Annotated in this window: 16 protein-coding genes; 12 read left to right on the top strand and 4 right to left on the bottom strand. The window is 68.5% G+C overall.

Annotation, left to right across the window (positions count from 1 at the left end):
* Positions 1-6: 6 nt before the first annotated feature.
* Both BLU54_RS10130 and mnmC read right to left on the bottom strand, forming a co-directional pair.
* Positions 7-1,221: a cation:proton antiporter gene (locus BLU54_RS10130; RefSeq protein ID WP_091907674.1), complete on the bottom strand. Its 1,215-nt coding sequence runs from the start codon at positions 1,219-1,221 to the stop codon at positions 7-9.
* Between the two features lie 799 nt (positions 1,222-2,020).
* Complete coding sequence (mnmC, locus tag BLU54_RS10125; protein WP_211435329.1) at positions 2,021-4,156, bottom strand: FAD-dependent 5-carboxymethylaminomethyl-2-thiouridine(34) oxidoreductase MnmC1; 2,136 nt, start codon at positions 4,154-4,156, stop codon at positions 2,021-2,023.
* Between the two features lie 418 nt (positions 4,157-4,574).
* Here mnmC and BLU54_RS10120 point away from each other — a divergent pair, with 418 nt between their 5' ends.
* The gene (locus BLU54_RS10120; protein ID WP_091907671.1) at positions 4,575-4,853 is read left to right on the top strand and encodes an HU family DNA-binding protein; all 279 of its coding nucleotides are present in this window, start codon (positions 4,575-4,577) and stop codon (positions 4,851-4,853) included.
* Between the two features lie 499 nt (positions 4,854-5,352).
* Here the strand turns inward: BLU54_RS10120 and BLU54_RS10115 are convergent, their stop codons facing one another.
* On the bottom strand, positions 5,353-5,835 hold the full coding sequence (locus BLU54_RS10115; protein WP_091907669.1) for a lytic transglycosylase domain-containing protein: 483 nt from the start codon (positions 5,833-5,835) through the stop codon (positions 5,353-5,355).
* 228 nt (positions 5,836-6,063) lie between these two features.
* Here BLU54_RS10115 and gspD point away from each other — a divergent pair, with 228 nt between their 5' ends.
* The 3 genes from gspD to gspF are packed head-to-tail and all read left to right on the top strand — an operon-like array spanning position 6,064 to position 11,065.
* Positions 6,064-8,403 (top strand): type II secretion system secretin GspD, encoded by a 2,340-nt coding sequence (gene gspD / locus BLU54_RS10110; RefSeq protein ID WP_091907666.1) that lies wholly within the window; start codon positions 6,064-6,066, stop codon positions 8,401-8,403.
* Complete coding sequence (gene gspE, locus BLU54_RS10105) at positions 8,400-9,845, top strand: type II secretion system ATPase GspE (protein WP_091907664.1); 1,446 nt, start codon at positions 8,400-8,402, stop codon at positions 9,843-9,845. Before gspD ends, gspE begins: the two co-directional genes overlap by 4 nt.
* Positions 9,846-9,847: 2 nt before the next feature.
* Complete coding sequence (gene gspF / locus BLU54_RS10100; RefSeq protein ID WP_091907662.1) at positions 9,848-11,065, top strand: type II secretion system inner membrane protein GspF; 1,218 nt, start codon at positions 9,848-9,850, stop codon at positions 11,063-11,065.
* 41 nt (positions 11,066-11,106) lie between these two features.
* Here gspF and BLU54_RS10095 read toward each other — a convergent pair whose 3' ends face one another.
* Entirely contained in the window at positions 11,107-11,586 is a 480-nt protein-coding gene (locus tag BLU54_RS10095) for a hypothetical protein (protein WP_091907660.1), read from the bottom strand.
* A 213-nt stretch (positions 11,587-11,799) separates the two neighbouring features.
* Between BLU54_RS10095 and gspG the strand changes: the two genes are divergently transcribed.
* The 8 genes from gspG to BLU54_RS10055 all read left to right on the top strand — a co-directional run bounded on the left by gspG (position 11,800) and on the right by BLU54_RS10055 (position 17,739).
* On the top strand, positions 11,800-12,255 hold the full coding sequence (gspG, locus tag BLU54_RS10090) for a type II secretion system major pseudopilin GspG (protein WP_091907658.1): 456 nt from the start codon (positions 11,800-11,802) through the stop codon (positions 12,253-12,255).
* Positions 12,256-12,276: 21 nt separating this feature from the next.
* Positions 12,277-12,744 carry a GspH/FimT family pseudopilin gene (locus BLU54_RS10085; RefSeq protein ID WP_091907656.1) on the top strand — a complete coding sequence of 156 codons (468 nt, stop codon included), beginning with the start codon at positions 12,277-12,279 and terminating at the stop codon, positions 12,742-12,744.
* Positions 12,741-13,181 carry a type II secretion system minor pseudopilin GspI gene (gene gspI / locus BLU54_RS10080; RefSeq protein WP_091907654.1) on the top strand — a complete coding sequence of 147 codons (441 nt, stop codon included), beginning with the start codon at positions 12,741-12,743 and terminating at the stop codon, positions 13,179-13,181. The genes BLU54_RS10085 and gspI overlap by 4 nt, the downstream gene beginning before the upstream one ends.
* Positions 13,159-13,833, top strand: coding sequence for a PulJ/GspJ family protein (locus BLU54_RS10075; RefSeq protein WP_091907652.1), 675 nt, complete (start codon positions 13,159-13,161; stop codon positions 13,831-13,833). The genes gspI and BLU54_RS10075 overlap by 23 nt, the downstream gene beginning before the upstream one ends.
* Complete coding sequence (gene gspK / locus BLU54_RS10070) at positions 13,830-14,930, top strand: type II secretion system minor pseudopilin GspK (protein ID WP_091907649.1); 1,101 nt, start codon at positions 13,830-13,832, stop codon at positions 14,928-14,930. The genes BLU54_RS10075 and gspK overlap by 4 nt, the downstream gene beginning before the upstream one ends.
* A gap of 102 nt (positions 14,931-15,032) precedes the next feature.
* Positions 15,033-16,448 carry a type II secretion system protein GspL gene (gene gspL / locus BLU54_RS10065; RefSeq protein ID WP_091907647.1) on the top strand — a complete coding sequence of 472 codons (1,416 nt, stop codon included), beginning with the start codon at positions 15,033-15,035 and terminating at the stop codon, positions 16,446-16,448.
* Positions 16,445-16,945 (top strand): type II secretion system protein GspM, encoded by a 501-nt coding sequence (gene gspM / locus BLU54_RS10060; protein WP_091907645.1) that lies wholly within the window; start codon positions 16,445-16,447, stop codon positions 16,943-16,945. The genes gspL and gspM overlap by 4 nt, the downstream gene beginning before the upstream one ends.
* Positions 16,942-17,739, top strand: coding sequence for a type II secretion system protein N (locus tag BLU54_RS10055; protein ID WP_091907643.1), 798 nt, complete (start codon positions 16,942-16,944; stop codon positions 17,737-17,739). The genes gspM and BLU54_RS10055 overlap by 4 nt, the downstream gene beginning before the upstream one ends.
* The last annotated feature ends 215 nt before the right edge of the window (positions 17,740-17,954 follow it).

The raw sequence follows: 17,954 nt of genomic DNA, 5'->3' as shown, positions 1-17,954 counted from the left end.
CGAGGATCAGTACTCGGTCGGTGCGGCGCGCTCGCCGACCAGGGACAGGCAACGGTACAGCAGGAACGGCGTCAGCAACTGCGCAATCACCAACGCGGTGATCACGATCCCGCGCAATGACGGATCGAGATGGGGGTATAGCCGATAGCTGTCGTCGACCAGCACCAGCGCCAGCGCGGACATCGGCGCAAGAGAAGCACCGAGCGCCAGGCCCTGACGCAGCGAAATGCCCGATGGACGCGCAAACGCGGCGCAGGCGGCCCCCTTGGCGACGAAGCGCACCAGCAGCAGAGCCAGTGCGCCGACGCCGCCCAGCGCCGCATCGCGCCAGGTGAAAGGCAGCATCGTCAGCATGAACATGCCGACGGTCAGCAGCCAGCCAACCGAGCCGAAGCGCTGCGGCCACAGCTGGGGCCGTTCGACGAAATTCTTGCAGCAGATCCCGGCGGCCAGCAGCGTCAGCACGGTCGATAGCTGCAGCAGTTGCGCCAGGGCAATGGTCACCATCACCAATCCCAACAGCGCCACCGAGGCATGACCGTCCTGCGGCGGCAGCCGGCGCAGCAACAGGTGACAACAGCGCGCCATCACGTACGCCAGCAGCAACGAGCCGAGCAGCAGATACACAGGTTGCAGCAACGTCGCGAAAACGTTCCCATAGAACGTTTGGTGAAGACCTGCCGAGATCAGCTTCACCACAACGACGGCGTAGGCGCTGTTGAGCGCGGCCAGCGTCAGCACGCGCTCGGTCACCTGCCCCTCGCTACGCAACTCCGCGCGCAATTGCACGACCAGCGACGGCGACGTCGAGATGGCAATGCCCGCGGCCACCAGCGACACCAGCAATGGATAGCGGAGCAGCAGCAGTGCGGCCAGCACCGCACCGAACGTAAGGGCCGACTCGGCGATGCTGGTGGCGATCAACCAAGGGTTGTGCCGGATCCAGCGCAGCGAGACGCGGGATCCGAGTTCGAACAGCAAGAGGCCAAGCGCCAGATCGATCGCGAGACGCGCGCCGCCTTGCAAGCCCGGCGTATCGAGGCCGAAGCCCGCGCCGCCGGCCAGCAGGCCGATCAGCCCGTAGACGGTCACACGCGGTAAACGCCAGCGCTGCCAGCCTATTTCCCCAAGCGCGCCTGCCGCCAGGAAGGCGCAACCACACCAGAACACCAGGCCAAAGCTCGCCGGCCAGCTTGGCAGGAAGGAAAACGCAGACGTCATGCCCTGACTCCTCGAGGGGCCCGGTGGGATCTTCCGGGTACACGGCCATCGAGTCGCCGTTGACGTCAATGTCTGTCACCGATCAATCATGTTCCGGGCCTTGGGTGACACGCATTGTGCCACAGCGTTCCTCACTTCCCGGACGGGTAAACGGCGACGTTTCGTCTTTCACTGTTTACCTTGTATATACAGAATAGTAGTTAACAAGAGACCGTCGGTTCTGTGGATAACACACAAAAGCCGATCGCGGACAAACACTTACCAGACGGGTAAACAGGCCGAAAAACGGTGTGACCGTTGGGGATGAAAAAGAACAACTTTTTGTGAAGTGTTCCCCTGGCGTGGTTACCCAGTTTACCTCCACCGTTTTTCCCACCTCGACAAGGCAGTTTTCCACAGCATGAGGGGTGCGCGAAGCGGCTTGGGGTGACAACGCTGTCTACCTGTGTTTACCGCCAGGTCTTTTCGGTTTGGGCGAGCTACGGACCGGGCTTGAAGGGTTGTCAACACTTCGGCAGGTGTCGAGCACGCTGTTATCACTTTTCTTACTGGTAAACAGAATAGTAGTTAACAATGTCGCTGCCTTCCTGTGGATAAGGCTTATTAGTTCTTTTGCTTCAACGACTTGGAGAATTCAAAACCAGAGGGGGAAGGTGTGGGGGGCGCGCTGGGAAGGGTGGACAAGATCCGAAAGGGAACAGCGAAGAAGCTGCTTATGCACTTTTCGCACACAGTGGGTAACGAGGTTACGAACATAGTTACCCACAGGCGCGACGACCCTTCGCAACCTGCCAAAGCGTCAAAGTGAACGGTTGCGAAGCGCACGTACCGCAAAGCGCGCCGGGTCGATTGCATCGAGCAATGGCGCCTCGACGGGCGCCGGACTGCCATCGAGCAGTGCAACGATCGCTTCGGCGGCCAGTACCGACCAGAGGAGACCGCGGGAACCGAAGGCGTAGGCGCCGTACAGTCCTGGACAGCGCGGTATGTCGGCAAGACGGGCGCCCTGCAAGCGTTCCGCCGCACGTCGCGCCGCATGCAGGTCCGCGATCTGGCCGATCATCGGCAAGTGATCGGAGACCGTGCTCCGTACGCCGGCCCGGCCGCCAGCGATGTCGTCCGCGGCAAGCGCGCCGAAGGCCGGCGACAGTCCGGCAGCCCGTGACAGGTTGCCGAGGTGATCGGCCAGCGTGATCGACGTATCGTCCCCGCGCGCGTAACTCGCGCCGGCGATGAAGCCGCCCTCGCATGCCGAGACGTAGCCTTCGCCAATCAGCGGCAGGCGCGGTGCCGGACCGACTTCGAACCGGCTGATCTGGCCGCGGAAGGCTTCCACGGGCGCGTTCGGCGGTTCGAGCAGGCGTGCTGCATCGCCGGCATTGGCAATCAACGCGACGTCGGCGGTTGCCAGACACTGGCCGGCCGGGTCGAAGGCTTGCCAACTGCCGAACGGGCTCTGCCGCAGCGCGGCCACCTGTACGCCCAGCTGCAACTGCGCGCGCAGTCCTGCCGCAGCCACATTGGCCTGGCAGAGCGACGCGGGCGCCAGCCAGCCGGCTTCGCGCAGGTAGATGCTCGAGCCGGCGACGGGCACGCCAAGCAGCGACGAGGCGGCTTGCGCATCGAGCGATGCGACCAAGGCAGGATCCCAGCCGAGGCGCTGGCAGGCAGCGAGGAGGGTCCCGTCTGGATCCAGTTGTATCAGCCCGTCGGGATGCCATTCGAGCCCGTGGCGGACCAGCGCTGGCCAGCGTTGCAGCGCCAGCGCGAAAGCGGCACGGCTCAGACGCGTGAGCGGCGTCTCCGCCAGGGCCAGGGCGGGATGGAAAACCCCGGCTGGATTGCCCGACGCACCTTGCCCGACGCTGCGATCGCGCTCGAACAGTTGCACGTCCCAGCCGGTCGCCGCCAGTCGCTCAGTGAGCGCCGTGCCTGCCACGCCCGCACCAATGACGATTGCGCGGCCGCGCCGCACGGTTCGCCAGGGACGGTCCGGCCTGTCGCGTGCCGAGGCGGATTCGTCGACGCCTTGCTCGCGGTCCGGTTCCGTCGGACCACGGTCTGTCGCCGCGGGCGCCGTCGCGACTGGCCGTGGTGGCGGATGACGTCGCACCCGCCAGCGTGGCGCGAAACGCGCCAGGAGTGGCATAACCACGGGCATAAGCTCGGGGGTAACCTCGGAGGTAAGCGCCGGCGTGACTGCGGATTTCCCTGCGGGGCCGACCGTGGCTGCGCCGTGCTGCCGGGCAAATGCAAAGCCGGCGGCCTGCAACGCATCGTGGCTGGCGGCGTCCAGCGTCGCCGCGCTCAATACAGCGTCCTCATCGGCAAGACGGGCAAGCGCGCGTGCGAGCGCCGGGCTGACGGGTGCGCGACCGGTAAGCAGGATCAGGTCGGCCCGCAGCCGCAGTGCGCCTGTCATCTCCGGTTGCTTGCCGGTGGCGATCGTTAACGTCAGGTGGCCGCTGTCCGAGGCAAAGCGGTGCAGCCCGGGCAAGGCCAGCCGCAGCGCCGCGGCTTGGTTGTGGTGGGCGCTTGCATCGCCACGGCGTGGCGGCGCGCGTCTGGCTGCATCTGCGTCCGGCCGCGCGAACGTCGTCCGGATGCGCACATCAAGCGCTTGCCACGCCGATGCCGGTAAATCGTCCGATACCGCGACCACGTAATGGAGCACGGGCGGGGGTGGGACCGATCCACCGTCCGGCGCAACAGTGGTCCATGCCGGCCGGGCGTGTTCGGCCGCAAGCCATGCGAGCGCGCCATCGAGGCCATTGCCGGGCGGCCCGTCCACGCTGACGTCGAGGATCGTGATCGCCCTGCGCGCCTGCTGCCGCCAGGCCCGCAACGCCGACAGGAAGCAATCGGCGCCGCGGCTGGCAATGCCGTCGAGCGCATGCGGCGCCGGCGGGGATGGAGAGAATTCGCTGTTCGTCACGGTGCCGATCGGAGGGGTGAACAAGACGCCAAGCTGCGGTACCTCGGTGAGACAGTCGCTACCGGCAACCGTCGCGAACCGTCGCGGACGGTGTGCGACACCGCGCTCGATCCGGCGCGCGGCAATGGCGCACGCCAGTAGGCTAAGATAGCCCGGTGCGCCTTGTCGAACCGGCCTCCGGCGCCGCCCGGTTGAGACGCCGTTGGCACGTGTATCATGTGAGCCGCTAACAGACGAGTTGAGATCGTTGCAAGCCAGGTGGCACGGCGGTGTGGTGAATCGCACGACCGTGCGGCCGGATCGGACGGCGGCCACAGGGTTCGCCTTTGCACTCGTCTGCCTTGCCTGGCAGGAGCGATCGACCAAGGTCGGTATCGCCCGGCAAGCAGTCAAACAATAACCTTTCGGAAGGAGCCTTATGAACAAACAGGAACTCATCGACGCCGTGGCCGAGAAGACCGGTCAGAACAAGGGCCAGGTCGGACAGACGATCGACGCCTTTGTCGAGGTCGTGAAGACCAGTGTCGCCGCTAACGACAGCGTTCAGCTGGTTGGCTTCGGCACGTTCTCGCTCGGCGAACGCAGCGAACGGGAAGGCCGGAATCCGAAGACCGGCGAGACCATCAAGATCGCGGCGGCGAAGACGGCCAAGTTCACGGCCGGCAAGAGTTTCAAGGACGCGGTCAACAGCAAGTAACCGCTTTCCAGCGTCGAGACGGCCCCCGTGGCGCATTGCGCCCGGGGGCCGTCTCCGTTTGCGTTTCCGTTTCCATCCCCCTTTACCGGGCGGCCGCCCGACGGCCGCTCATCTGCAACACCGGCGCACCGCTCGTGGCTCGTTCAAGGACGGCCTGCGCGCCCCTGACGGGCCAGCAAGCCGTGTCGGCGCGGCGCAGACCGGGGCGCGCGGACCCTTGCCCGTCCTCCTGCATTCAGACGCTGGCCGCGTCACCGCGTGATCCCGCTCCGCGATCGGCTCGGAGGGCGGCCGGCTTGGCCCGGCCTGCTTGATAGCAGCCGTCGCTTTCGTACCGTCCTGCCCTCGACGCGCGCCGAGCGGGACAACCAGCCGCCGCGATGCTTCGATCGGCCCGCGATTCGCGATTCCCGGGCCGCGGCCCAATCGTGCCGGCTCATGCCGACGGCTGTGCGCCCCCGCCTGACCATGCCCGCATGGTTCGGACCCCGATGGGCGCCTAGCGCGGCATCACCTGCCAGCGCTGGAGGATCGCGATGATCTGCCGCGCGTAGCTGTCGCGCAGGCTCGGTGTCTCCGAGTGATAGGCGCCAACCGCTTCCCACGTGTTGCCGTAGCGGTTCATCTTGCTGCGCAGGTGCCAGGCGGCAATATAGATATTGGCGCAGGGCTCCATCAGCTTGTCTTTCGAGATGCCGTAGGTCTGGAGCCGCCGGAGGTGTACCGAGTTGATCTGCATCAGCCCGTAGTCGACCGTACCGTTCGCATTGCGATTCATCGCCGCCGCATCGGCGCGCGATTCCTGCCAGGCAATCGCGCGCAGGATCAGCGGATTGACGCCCTGATATTCCGCTGCGGCCTGGAAACAGTCCTGCGCGTGCGTCGGCGCGGCCCCGAGCGCGACGGCCGCGGCGCAAAGCAGACGCAACGCACTGCCCAGGCGGGCACTGCGAGCAAGAAAGGAATTGGAAAGACGGGACATGGATGTCACGGAACGCCGGCGGGCGCATGCGCCGCTATCTTACCAACGCAGGGGGACGAGGCAATCCGGAAACGAGCGGAAAGCAACGTTTTCCGGTGCGTCACGGAAATAGTGTTTCATTTCACAAAGCCGGTGTATCTTTGCGCGCGGACCTGACAACTCATATGTTTGCAAGCGGCGCTATCCAGCCTTCAGCTTGTGATCGCCAGCCGTAGGCTGAAACCGGGTATGGACATCAAGAAATCGACGGCAGTGCGTCTGGGGCGCGCCGCTGTTCTACTGTCTTTCGTCGTGCTGAGCCAGACCGCCCATGCGGACGTGGTGCTCAATTTCGTCAATGCGGACATCGATCAGGTTGCGCGCGCCATCGGCGCGGCGGCGAACAAGACGATCATCGTCGACCCCCGCGTCAAGGGCCAGTTGAATCTGGTCTCGGAACGGCCGGTGTCGTCGGAGCAGGCACTGAAGACCCTTGAGGCGTCGTTGCGCATGCAGGGTTTCGCGCTGCTCAACGATCATGGCGTCCTGAAGGTGGTGCCGGAGGCGGACGCGAAGCTGCAGGGCGTGCCGACTTTCGTCGGCAACGCGCCGCAGGCGCGCGGCGACCAGATCGTCACGCAGGTCTTCCAACTGCGCAACGAATCGGCGAACAACCTGCTGCCCGTGCTGCGGCCGCTGGTCTCGCCGAACAATTCGGTCGCGGCCTATCCCGGCAACAACACGCTGGTCGTGACCGACTACGCCGACAATGTACGGCGTATCGCCAGCATCATCGCCGGCGTCGACAGCGCCGCGGGCATGGACGTGGAGGTGGTGCCGCTGGCCAACGCCAACGCGGTGGACGTCGCCGCGGTCGCGGCGAAGCTGCTCGATCCGGGCATGATCGGCAACACCGACGCCACGCTCAAGGTCAACGTCAATGCCGACAGCCGCATCAACGCGGTGATCCTGCGGGCCAGCAATCCGCAGCGCCTGAAAATGGCCAAGGCGCTCGTCGCCAAGCTCGACGCGCCGACGCGGGAACCCGGCAACATCCATGTGGTACCGCTGCGCAATGCCGACGCGACGACCCTCGCCCGCACGCTGCGCAGCATGATGGGCCAGGGCAGCGGCACCTCGGGCACGCAGGGCGGTGCCTTGCCGGGTGGTAATCAGTCCTCGACCAGCAATGGACTCGGCACCGGCAGCAACGGCAGCAGTAGCAGCAATGGCAGCCTGGGCGGTTCGAGCACGCCGCTGCCGTCCGGCGGCATCGGCGGCAGCAACAGCGGCTTCGGCGGCAACGGCATGAGCAACGCGTCGAGCGGGCTGACGGGCAGCGGCACGAATGGTTCGCAGGGCAACGACGCGTCCGGCGGCGATCAGAGCGGCGGCATGATCACCGCCGACGCGGCAACCAATTCGCTGGTCATCACCGCGCCGGAGCCGGTCTATCGCAACCTGCGCAACGTCATCGAGCAGTTGGACGCGCGGCGGGTTCAGATCTATATCGAGTCGCTGATCATGGAGGTGTCCACTACCCGCACCGGCGCGCTGGGCGTGCAGTGGCAGGGCGGCGTGACGTCGTCGAGCGGCAACAACATTCTCTATGGCAACAGCAACGTCACCGCCGGCAGCCTGAACAGCATCGTCGACCTGACTACGGCAGGCGTTGCGTACAGCACCGGCGCGACCGGCGCGACGATTCCGACCCTGGCCAACGGCCTGAACATCGGTCTGCTGCACCGTTTCGGCAGCATCCTGGGCGTCGGCGGCCTGCTCCAGGCGGTGTCGACGAACAGCGACGTCAACGTGCTCTCCACGCCGAACCTGATCACGCTCGACAATCAGGAAGCGCGGATCCTGGTCGGTCAGAACATCCCGATCCCGAGCGGCTCCTATGCGACGGCGACGACCAGCGCGACCAACCCGACCACCTTCAACACCTATTCGCGCACCGATGTGGGCGTGATGCTGCACGTGAAGCCGCAGGTCAGCCAGAACGGCACGATCAAGCTGGCGATCTACCAGGAAGATTCGAGCGTCGACGCGAGCACCGCCAGTCAGGCTGGCGGCTACACGATCAACAAGCGCGCGCTGCAGTCGACGGTGTTGTGCGACGACGGCGCGATCATCGCGCTGGGCGGCCTGATCGGCGACGACTACCGCAACGCGAACAGCAAGGTGCCGCTGCTCGGCGATCTGCCGCTGATCGGCTCGCTGTTCCGCTCAGAAACGAAGTCGCGCAACAAGCGCAACCTGATGGTGTTCCTGCGCCCGGTCATTCTGCGCGACGCGCAGATCAGCGAGCAGGTCTCCCTGAGCCGCTATGACTACATGCGGATGCGCGCGGAGAACTACCAGTCGGACAACCGGCTGATCAAGGATGGCACGGTGCCGGTGCCGTCGCCCGCCGCCTCGGTATCGCCGCAGACCGTGCCGTTCGGCTCGTTCAACCCCGCGGTGCCGTCGCCGTTGACCGCCCCGGTGCAGAGCGCGCCCGTGCAGGCGCCGCCGGTTGCTACGGCGCCGCTCGCGCCCGGCTCGGCACCGGTGATCGGGCCCGACCTGACGGGTTCGCGGCCGTGACTGCCGCCGGGCCGTCTCCGCTGGCCACGCGCCTGGTGCCCTACTCGTTCGCACGCCAGGGCCAGGTGCTGATCGCCGCACAGGATGCCGACGGGCTGGAAGTGTGGATCAGCGAACGCACGCGGCCCTCGGCGCTGGCCGAAATCGGCCGGCGCTTCGGCAAGCTGCGTCTGGTGCGGCACGAGGCCGACGCGTTGGCGACCGCGTTGAACCGTGCCTATGCGGCGCTCGACGGCAGCGCGGCACAGGTGGTTGGCGAGGTCGAGGGCGAAGTCGATCTGTCGCGCCTGATGCAGGACATTCCGGAGGTCGAGGACCTGCTCGAATCGGAGGACGACGCGCCGATCATCCGGATGATCAACGCGCTGCTCACGCAGGCCGCGAAGGAAGGCGCCTCGGACATTCACGTCGAACCGTTCGAGCACGCGTCGGTCGTGCGCTTCCGGGTCGACGGCACGCTGCGCGACGTGGTCCGGCCGAACAAGGCGCTGCACGGCGCGCTGATTTCGCGCATCAAGATCATGGCGCAACTCGACATCGCCGAGAAGCGGCTGCCGCAGGACGGCCGCATCACGCTGCGCGTCGGCGGACGTGCGCTCGATGTGCGGGTCTCGACCCTGCCGACCGGGCACGGCGAGCGCGCGGTGCTGCGGATGCTCGAAAAGGATGCCGCGCGGCTCAACCTCGAGGCGCTCGGCATGGGCGAGGCCACGCTGGCGCGCTTCGACCAGTTGATCGCGCGCCCGCACGGCATCGTGCTGGTCACCGGGCCGACCGGTTCCGGCAAGACGACCACGCTGTACGCGGCGCTGTCGCGGCTCGAAACCGCTGCCTCGAACATCATGACGGTCGAGGATCCGATCGAATACGACCTCCCGGGCGTCGGCCAGACCCAGGTGAACGACCGCATCGGCATGAACTTCGCGCGCGCGCTGCGTTCGATCCTGCGGCAGGATCCCGACATCATCATGATCGGCGAAATCCGCGACCTCGAAACCGCGCAGATCGCCGTGCAGGCGTCGTTGACCGGCCACCTGGTGCTGGCGACGCTGCACACCAACGACGCCGCCTCGGCGGTGACGCGGCTGACCGACATGGGCGTCGAGCCCTACCTGCTGGCCTCGAGCCTGCTCGGCGTGCTCGCGCAGCGTCTGGTCCGCCAGCTCTGTCCGGCCTGCAAGGTCGAACGCGACGGCAGTTGGCACCCGGTCGGCTGCGCGCAGTGCCGCGATACCGGCTACCAGGGACGGCGCGGCGTCTACGAACTGCTGGTGCTCGACGATGCCCTGCGCACGCTCGTGCACGAACAGCGCAGCGACGCCGAGCTGCTCGCCGCGGCGCGCACGCGCGGCATGCGCACCCTGCGGGAGGATGCCGATCGCTGGCTGGCCAGCGGTGCGACGTCGCGCGAGGAAGTCCTGCGCGTGACCGGCGGAACCTGACGATGCCGGCGTTTCGCTACGAATCGGTCGGCGCCGACGGCAAGACGCGACGCGGCGTGCTGGAAGCCGACAGCGCGCGCGCCGCGCGCGGCATTCTGCGCGGCCAGGGCCAGACGCCGCTGTCCGTCGAGGCGGCCGTCGGCAGCGAGGCGCCCGGCACCGCGCGGCGTGGCGGCTTTGGCCGACGCCTGGCGGCGCGCGAACAAGCGCTGCTGACGCGCCAACTGGCCAGCCTGTTGACGGCGGGCCTGCCGCTCGACGAAGCGCTGAGCGTGCTGGCCGAACAATCGGAACGCGACTACGTGCGGGAACTGGTCGCGGCGATCCGCGCGGAAGTGGTCGGCGGCCAGTCGCTCGCCGGCGCGCTGCAATGGCACGCCCGCGATTTTCCGGACATCTACCGGGCCATCGTCTCGGCTGGCGAGCACACCGGCCGGCTCGGCCTGGTGCTCGCGCGACTGGCCGACTACCTCGAACAGCGCAACGCGCTCAAGCAGAAGATCCAGCTCGCCTTTCTGTATCCCGGCATCGTCACGGTGATCGCCTTCGGCATCGTGACCTTCCTGCTGAGCTATGTCGTGCCGCAGGTCGTCAACGTCTTCGTCAATACCAAGCAGGCGTTGCCGCTGCTCACGGTGATCATGCTGGCGCTGTCCGGCTTCGTCCGCTCGGCGTGGTGGGCGCTGCTCGGCGGCACCGCACTGCTGGTATTCCTGGTGCGGCGTGCGCTGCGCGTGCCGTCGATCCGCCATGCGTGGCATGCCCGTCTATTGCGCCTGCCGCTCGCCGGGCGCCTGGTGCGTGGCTACAACACGGTGCGTTTCGCCAGCACGCTGGCCATCCTGTCGGCGGCCGGCGTACCGATCCTGCGCGCGCTGCAGGCGGCCGGCGACACGTTGAACAACGAAGTGATGAAGCGGCACGTCGACGAAGCCATCGTGCGGGTGCGTGAAGGCGTTGCGCTGTCGCGCGCGCTCGGCGGCACGCACGTGTTTCCGCCGGTCCTCGTGCACCTGATCCGCTCGGGCGAGGCCACTGGCGACGTCACCGCGATGCTCGACCGCGCGGTGGCCGGCGAGTCGAGCGAACTGGAGCGGCGCACGATGTTCCTGACCAGCCTGCTCGAACCGCTGTTGATCGTCGCGATGGGCGGCATCGTGCTGGTCATCGTGCTCTCGGTGATGCTGCCGATCATCGAGCTGAACCAAATGGTGCAATGAGCAGGCGGGCGATCCGAACCGGCGCGGCGCGCCCGCTGCGCTCAGCGCACGTAGACGGTGGTCTCAGCGGCGCCGCCGGCCGGCCGCGTGTTGAGCGGGATTTCGCTGCGCGCGCCGTTGGCCTCGACGACGATCGAGGTGCCGCGCACCTCCACCAGGCGGTTGTCGTTGTCGATTGCCCGGCCGGCGGTGATGACGCGGGTGGTGCCGCCGACGTCGATGATGGCCGCCGCGCGTCCACGGTCCAGCGACAGCACGCCGACCAGCTTGAGGGGGCGCTGCGGCGCCTGGTTGCCGCCGAGCAGCCCGGCCGCTTCGCTGTGCGTCGGCTCCGGCGTGGCGGCGACGGCCGCATCCGGCTGGCGGAGCGGCGTGGCCAGGGTGATGGTCCAGTACGTGAGCGTCGCGCAGAATACGGCGAAGGCGCCCAGCGCGGCCACGCGTTCGGGCCAGCCAGCCGGCGGCGCGACGCGGCTGGCGCCGAAACGGGGCAGACGTGCGGAGAAGGAAGAGGCGTTCATGCGCGCATTCTACGTCCGCCGCGTGACGGAATGCACCTCGGAATGCACCTCGGGATGCACCCCGGGACGCGCGTCGAATGGCCACTGCGGCACCGAGTTTTACCCGATCTGCGGCGCTGGCGCGAGCCGCTGGTGTATCGTCGCGCCAGGCCCTGCAGCGCGCGCGCCGCGCGATGCGGCGCCGTTTCGACCGTTTTTACGAAGAGAGAAACCATGCTGAAGTCGCAACAAGCAAAACGCATCGGCGAACGCCGCCGGCAACGCGGTTTTACCCTGATCGAAGTGATGGTGGTGATCGCGATCATCGGCATCCTCGGCGCCCTGATCGTGCCGAAGATCATGGATCGTCCGAATCAGGCGCGCATCACCGCGGCGAAGACCGACATCGCCAGTTTGAAGCAGGCGCTGAGCCTGTACCGGCTCGACAATGGCCGCTATCCGAGCACCGAGCAGGGCCTGCGCGCGCTGGTCGAAAAGCCGAGCACCGACCCGGTGCCGAACAACTGGAAGGCGGGCGGCTACATCGAACGTCTGCCCAATGATCCGTGGGGCAATCCGTACCAGTACCTGAATCCGGGCGTGCACGGCGAGGTCGACATCTTCAGCTACGGCGCCGACGGCAAGCCGGGCGGCGAAGGCAACGACGCGGATATCGGCTCCTGGATGTAAGGCGGCACGGTGCGCGCGGCAATGCGAGCGGCCAGCCGGGCACAGGGCGGGTTCACGCTGATCGAGATGCTGGTGGTGATCGTGATCGGCGCGATCCTGGTCTCGCTCGCATCGCTCTCGCTCACGCGCAATCCGCGCACCGAGCTGGTCGACGAGGCCAGACGGCTGGCCTTGCTGTTCGAGTCGGCGTCGGACGAGGCGCAACTGCGCTCGCGGCCGGTCGTCTGGCAGCCGGTGCCGGGCGGCTACCGCTTCATGGTCCGCGACGCCGACCAGTGGCGGGTGATCGGCGACGATCTCTTGCGGCCGCGCACCTGGCGCGGCGGGGTCGCTCAGGCGCGCATCGATTACGCGGGCGAGCACGACGCCAAGCGGCTCGTGTTCGGGACCGAGAGCGTCGGCCAGCCCGCCGCGGTCACGCTGGGGTCGGATGCCGGCCAGGTCGTCGTATGGACCACCGGCAACGGCCGTTACGAGGTGCGGCCATGAATCCCGCCAGCCCCATGAGTCCCAGGAGTCCGATCACGCGTGCAGGGCGGCGCGCGCGGCCGGCCGCGCGCGGCTTCACGCTGGTCGAGGTGCTCGTTGCGTTAGCGATCATTGCGATTGCGCTCGGCGCCGCACTGCGTGCGGCCGGCGCCGTTTCCGCCAACGAGGCCGCGCTGCGCGCGCGGCTGCTGGCCAGCTACAGCGCGGACAATCGCTTGACCGAGCTGCGTCTGGCCCGCGCCTGGCTGCCGGTCGGCCGCACCCAGTTCGACTGTCCGCAGGGGCCGCTGGAGTTGGTCTGCCATCAGACGGTGAGCGAGACGGCCAATCCGCTGTTTCGCAAGGTCGAAGTGAGCGTCACCAGCGCGCAGACCGGCGCCACCCTGCTGGCCGACCTCATCATGGTGCTGCCGAATGAAGTCACGCGCCCGCTCTGAACGCGCCGCTGCGCGGCGCCGTGCAGCGCCGGCGCGCCGGCCAGTGCGCGGCTTCACGCTGCTCGAACTGCTCGTCGCGATCGCGCTGCTGGCGGTGGTCGCCGTGCTGTCGTGGCGCGGGCTGGACCAGATCGCACGCGCCAACCGCGCGCTCGAAGCCCAGATAACGGCGCTGCGCGCGCTTGGCGCCGCGCTGGACCAGATCGGCACCGATGCACGCCATGCCGCCACCGACGAGGAATCTCTGGGCGCGGCGGTGGCACTGCGCGGCGGTGCGCTGATGATCGTGCGGCGCGTCGACCTGCCGGACGGCGCGCGCCGCCTGCAGGTGATTCGCTACCGGGTCGTCGACGGCCGTTTGCTGCGGCAGACGTCGCCCGCGCTGGCGACCGTCGGCCAGATGCGCGGCGCGCTGGCGGGCGTGAGTGGCGGCACCGAGGTGGCGCTGGTCGACGACGTGCGGGGCTTCGGCGTACGTGTGTGGATCGACGGACGCGGTCTGGTTGACGGCATTCCCGCGACGCCGCCGGCGCGGGCGCAGGCCGACGTCGTTCCGGTCGTCGCCGCGCGCCAACTGGATGGCCTGCAAGTGCAGTTGCAGGTGGGCGACACGCCGCGCGTCGTGACGCGGCTGATGATGGTCGGGCAATGAGACGCGACCTGCAACGCTGCGACGTACAACGCCGTGACCAGCGGCGCGACCAACGCCGCGACCGGCATTGCCAGCATCGTCGCGCCGCGCGCCGCCGCCCGCAGCGCGGCGCCGCGATCATCACCGCGCTGGTGGTCGTAGCGCTGGCCGCGGTGTTGGTGAGCGGCCTGCTGTGGCGGCAACAAGTGCAGATCCGCCGCGTCGAAAACCAGCGCCTCGGCCAGCAGGCGGTGTGGGTCTCGCGCGGCGCCTTCGACTGGACCCGTCTGATCCTGCGCGCGCAGGCCGACAGCGCGGCAGTCACGTATCTGGGAGGCGTCTGGGACGTGCCGATCGCCGAAACCCGCCTGTCGGATTTCATCGGCCGCTTCGAGCGTGGCCGGGGCAACAACGGCGACGCGACCTTCCTCACCGGCGCCATCGAGGACGCGCAGGCGCGCTTCAACCTGCGCAACCTTGTTGCGGTGTCCTTGGAAGGCCGCACGCTGAACGACGCGTCCCTCGGACAGTTCGCCAAGCTGCTTGCACTGCTCGGCGTCGATGGCAAGCTCGCGCCGCTGATCGCCCAGCGCGTGCTCGAATCGATCCCGATGGGCGGCCCCGCGCGCGGCTTCGGCGATGGCACGGGCGGACCGGGCGGTGACGGCGTCGGCCTCGCGGGCGCACAGGATGCCGACCGACCGCTGCCGATCACGTCGTTGGCCAACCTGATCGGTACACCCGGCGTGAGTGCCGAGGTGATCGCACGTCTGTCACCGTTCGTCACCGTGTTGCCGATGCCCACGCCGATCAACCTGAACACCGCCAGCGCCGAAGTCATCGCCGCGTCGGTGATCGAGTTGCCACTGGAGGCGGCGCAGGCGCTCGTGGCGAATCGCGAGCAGGCGTTTTTCCTGAATATCGGCGACGCGCAACTGCGTCTGCAGCGCTTCGTGAAGGACGTGCAACTGTCGTCGGACCGGTTCGACGTCACCACGCGCTTTTTCTTCGTGCGCGGCACGATTCGTCACGAGCGGGCGGAACTGACGCGCGTGGCGTTGATCTTCCGCGATCCACGCACGCATGCAACGCGCATCGTCAGCGTCGACGAGTCATGACAGGAGCAAAAGAGGATGGCATTGTTGCGACCGCGTGCCTGCATGGACCGCATCCGCCCCGTTCTACCGTCGGCCCGAACCCGTCCCTGACCGGATTCTGAATTGAGCACCTTGATCGTTTTCCTCCCACCCGCGCGGGCCTGTGTGCCGCTCGACGCGCTGGGTGACGAGCCGGGCAGCCTGCCTGCCGCGTCCGTGCCCCTGCCCGTCCCGGACGGCTGGCGGCTGCCGGCGCTGGGCTTCGTGCTGTGCGACAGCCAGGGCGCGCTGGTCAACCAGGGCCGTGCACCGCGCGAGCTGCTGCCGCCGGCGCGGCGCACCGTCGCGGTGGTCGCGGCCGCCGATACCCTGCTGCTGCCGGCGAAGGTGCCGCCGCTGCCGGCCAGCCGCCTGCGTCTGGCGCTCCCGAACCTGGTCGAGGATGCATTGCTGCAGGATCCCCAGCGCTGCCACTTTGCGCTGTGGCGAGGCCTGCGCGCGGATCGCGACGACGTCCACCCGGACGTGGTGGCGGTGATCGACCGGGCCTGGTTCGCGTTCCTGGTCGATTCCTTCGCAGCGCGCGGTGCGGTGCGTTTCGTCGCCCAGGCGCTGACCTTGCCCGGCTACGGGACCGCCGCGCTGGCGGAGCCGATGCTGGCGCCGTCGACCGCGCCGGTATCCGCAGCGGCGCGCAGCGAGCCGCAACTGGCCACGCCGGCGCGCCGAGAGTCCGGCGAGCCGGGCGAACCCGTCAGCCTGCCGAGCGGTGTGCCTGCCAGTCCGGCTCAACTATTCGTCGCGGAGGACGGCCTGTCCGGCCTCGAGCTGATCGTGCGGCACGAGCCGGCCTTGGCCGAGGGGCTGCACGTGGCGCCGCAGGACTTCGCCGCGACCGCCGGCGCGCTTGGCGTCGATCCGTCCGAGGCGATCTGGCTCGATACGCCCGATGCGCCGATCGCCAATGCACTGGCGGCACGGATGCTGTCCAGCGCCCAGCAGGCTGCCGGCGCGTTGGCCTGTCCGCACGACCTGCGCCAGTTCGAGTTCGTCGGCGACGGGCGCGGCCCCGCCGCACTGGCGCGGCGGATGCGTTGGGCAATCGGCTTCCTGGCCGCCGCGCTGCTGGTTGCGACGGTCGGTGTGAACCTAGACTGGTGGCGTCTGCGCCGCGAGAACCAGCGGCTCGATGAACGCATGACGCAGACGCTGCTCGACGCGTTTCCGAAACTGACCGTCGTGCTCGATCCACCGCAGCAGATGAGCCGCGAACTGGCGACGCTGCGCACGGCGGTCGGCGAGTTGTCGCCCGACGACTTCCTGCCGCTCGCCGATGGCCTGGCCCGCTCGCTCGGCGCGATCCCGGCGACGGCCATCGCTTCGATGACCTACCGCGACCGCGCGCTGGAGGTCGTGTTCCGGCCCGGCAGCCAGATCGACGCCGGCTTCGGCGAGCGGCTGGCGCGCAACGGCCTGCGCGGTACGGGTGCCGGCCAGCGCTGGAACGTGCGGCAGGCGACACCGGGAGCCGCTCAATGAAGGATCGATTCGACGATTGGCTCGCCGCGCGCTCGCCGCGCGAGCGCATCCTGCTGGCGGTGCTGGCCTCCTGTCTGGCCGCCTACTTCTTCTACGCGGTACTGCTGGCGCCGGCCGTCAACGGCCGCGCGGCGGCCGCGGCGGCGTTGCCCGGCAAGGCGCGCCAGCTCGCGGTGATGCAGGCGCAGGCCCAGGACGCACAACGCTTGCGGCCGCGCGCAAGCCGCTCGGTGCCGTCCGGCGACGGGCTGCGCGACGCGCTGCAGGCCGCGCTGGTGGCGCGGGCCATTGCAGGCGGAGAAGTGTCGAGCGGCAGTGACGGCGTACGGGTTCAACTGAAGAACGTGGCGTTCGGGCAGTTCGTCGGCTGGCTCGACGACGTGCGCCTGCAGTACCGGGTACGGCTGGCCGAGGCGCAGTTCACCACGTTCGACGACCCGGACCGGCCTGGCCGTGTCGACGTGAATGCGACGCTGCGGCCGGCGGGCGCGCCATGAAGCGTCGCGCAGCGGCGCGCCCGCGCGCCACGCGGCTACGGCAGGCCTGGCCATGGTGCGTCGTCGCCCTGCTCAGCTGCGGGCTCACCACGCTGGCCATCCTGCCTGCGGCGTGGCTGACGCCGCAGGTTGCGCGGCTGACCGGCGCACGCATCGCTTTGGTCGGCGCGAGCGGCACGGTGTGGCGCGGCGCGGCCACCTTGCAGCTCAGCGCGGGTCCCGACGCCCGTACCGCAACGCTGCTGCCAGGGCGGCTGCAATGGCGCACGCACGTCCTGCCCCTGCTGTTGGGCACGTTGCGAATCGACCTGTCGCATGACGAGGCCATGAGCGAGCCGGTGCGTCTCGACGCACGCCCCGCCGGCGCCACCTTGTCCGCGGGCAGCATGCGTTTGCCGGTCAGCCTGTTCGAGGGACTTGGGGCGCCGTTCAACACGCTGGCATTGAACGGTGAATTGCGCGCCGACTGGACGCCCTGGCGCGTGACGGCAGGGCGGAGCGCGGGCCAGGCGACGTTGACGCTGCGCGACACCCGTTCGGCCGTGTCGCGTGTCGCGCCGCTGGGCGACTATCGCGTGCGCATCGAGGCCGCGGCCGGCACCTTCGATCTGGCGCTGAGCACGTTGAAGGGGCCGCTGCTGCTCGACGGTAGCGGCCGCGGCGATGGCGCCGGCTTCCGCTTCGACGGGACCGCGCGGGCGGAGGCCGACCGGCTGCCGGCGTTGCGCGGGCTGATCGGCCTGCTCGGGCCGCTGCAACGCGACGGTGAGGCGCGCCTGACCTTCCGGCGCTGAGCCGCGCCGGCCGGCAATCCAGCCGCGCGCCGGCGCCAGGCGGCGCGAGCGATCCGACGGGACAGTGCGCCGCAAAATCGCGTAATCTGGACGGCACACATCGGCGGGCGATTTGGTCTACGCTTGCGGTCTCCGTGCTGCGCGGAGCGCGGCAATCACGGACCGCGCGGCACTTCGCGGTGCGGTTGCGTCCATCGCGGCCATGACGCCTCGTC

The sequence above is a fragment of the Chitinasiproducens palmae genome (assembly GCF_900095735.1).
Taxonomy (GTDB): domain Bacteria; phylum Pseudomonadota; class Gammaproteobacteria; order Burkholderiales; family Burkholderiaceae; genus Chitinasiproducens; species Chitinasiproducens palmae.
The sequence above is the reverse complement of the archived record's forward strand: the minus strand, read 5'-3'. Positions and strand labels throughout refer to the sequence as shown.

Coding starts and splice junctions, on each gene's coding strand:
- gspD (WP_091907666.1), top strand. CDS start 6,064: ATGGACATCAAGAAATCGACGGCAGTGCGTCTGGGGCGCGCCGCTGTT.
- BLU54_RS10075 (WP_091907652.1), top strand. CDS start 13,159: ATGAAGTCACGCGCCCGCTCTGAACGCGCCGCTGCGCGGCGCCGTGCA.
- BLU54_RS10115 (WP_091907669.1), bottom strand. CDS start 5,835: ATGTCCCGTCTTTCCAATTCCTTTCTTGCTCGCAGTGCCCGCCTGGGC.
- BLU54_RS10095 (WP_091907660.1), bottom strand. CDS start 11,586: ATGAACGCCTCTTCCTTCTCCGCACGTCTGCCCCGTTTCGGCGCCAGC.
- gspM (WP_091907645.1), top strand. CDS start 16,445: ATGAAGGATCGATTCGACGATTGGCTCGCCGCGCGCTCGCCGCGCGAG.
- gspF (WP_091907662.1), top strand. CDS start 9,848: ATGCCGGCGTTTCGCTACGAATCGGTCGGCGCCGACGGCAAGACGCGA.
- BLU54_RS10055 (WP_091907643.1), top strand. CDS start 16,942: ATGAAGCGTCGCGCAGCGGCGCGCCCGCGCGCCACGCGGCTACGGCAG.
- gspK (WP_091907649.1), top strand. CDS start 13,830: ATGAGACGCGACCTGCAACGCTGCGACGTACAACGCCGTGACCAGCGG.
- BLU54_RS10085 (WP_091907656.1), top strand. CDS start 12,277: ATGCGAGCGGCCAGCCGGGCACAGGGCGGGTTCACGCTGATCGAGATG.
- BLU54_RS10130 (WP_091907674.1), bottom strand. CDS start 1,221: ATGACGTCTGCGTTTTCCTTCCTGCCAAGCTGGCCGGCGAGCTTTGGC.
- BLU54_RS10120 (WP_091907671.1), top strand. CDS start 4,575: ATGAACAAACAGGAACTCATCGACGCCGTGGCCGAGAAGACCGGTCAG.
- gspG (WP_091907658.1), top strand. CDS start 11,800: ATGCTGAAGTCGCAACAAGCAAAACGCATCGGCGAACGCCGCCGGCAA.
- gspI (WP_091907654.1), top strand. CDS start 12,741: ATGAATCCCGCCAGCCCCATGAGTCCCAGGAGTCCGATCACGCGTGCA.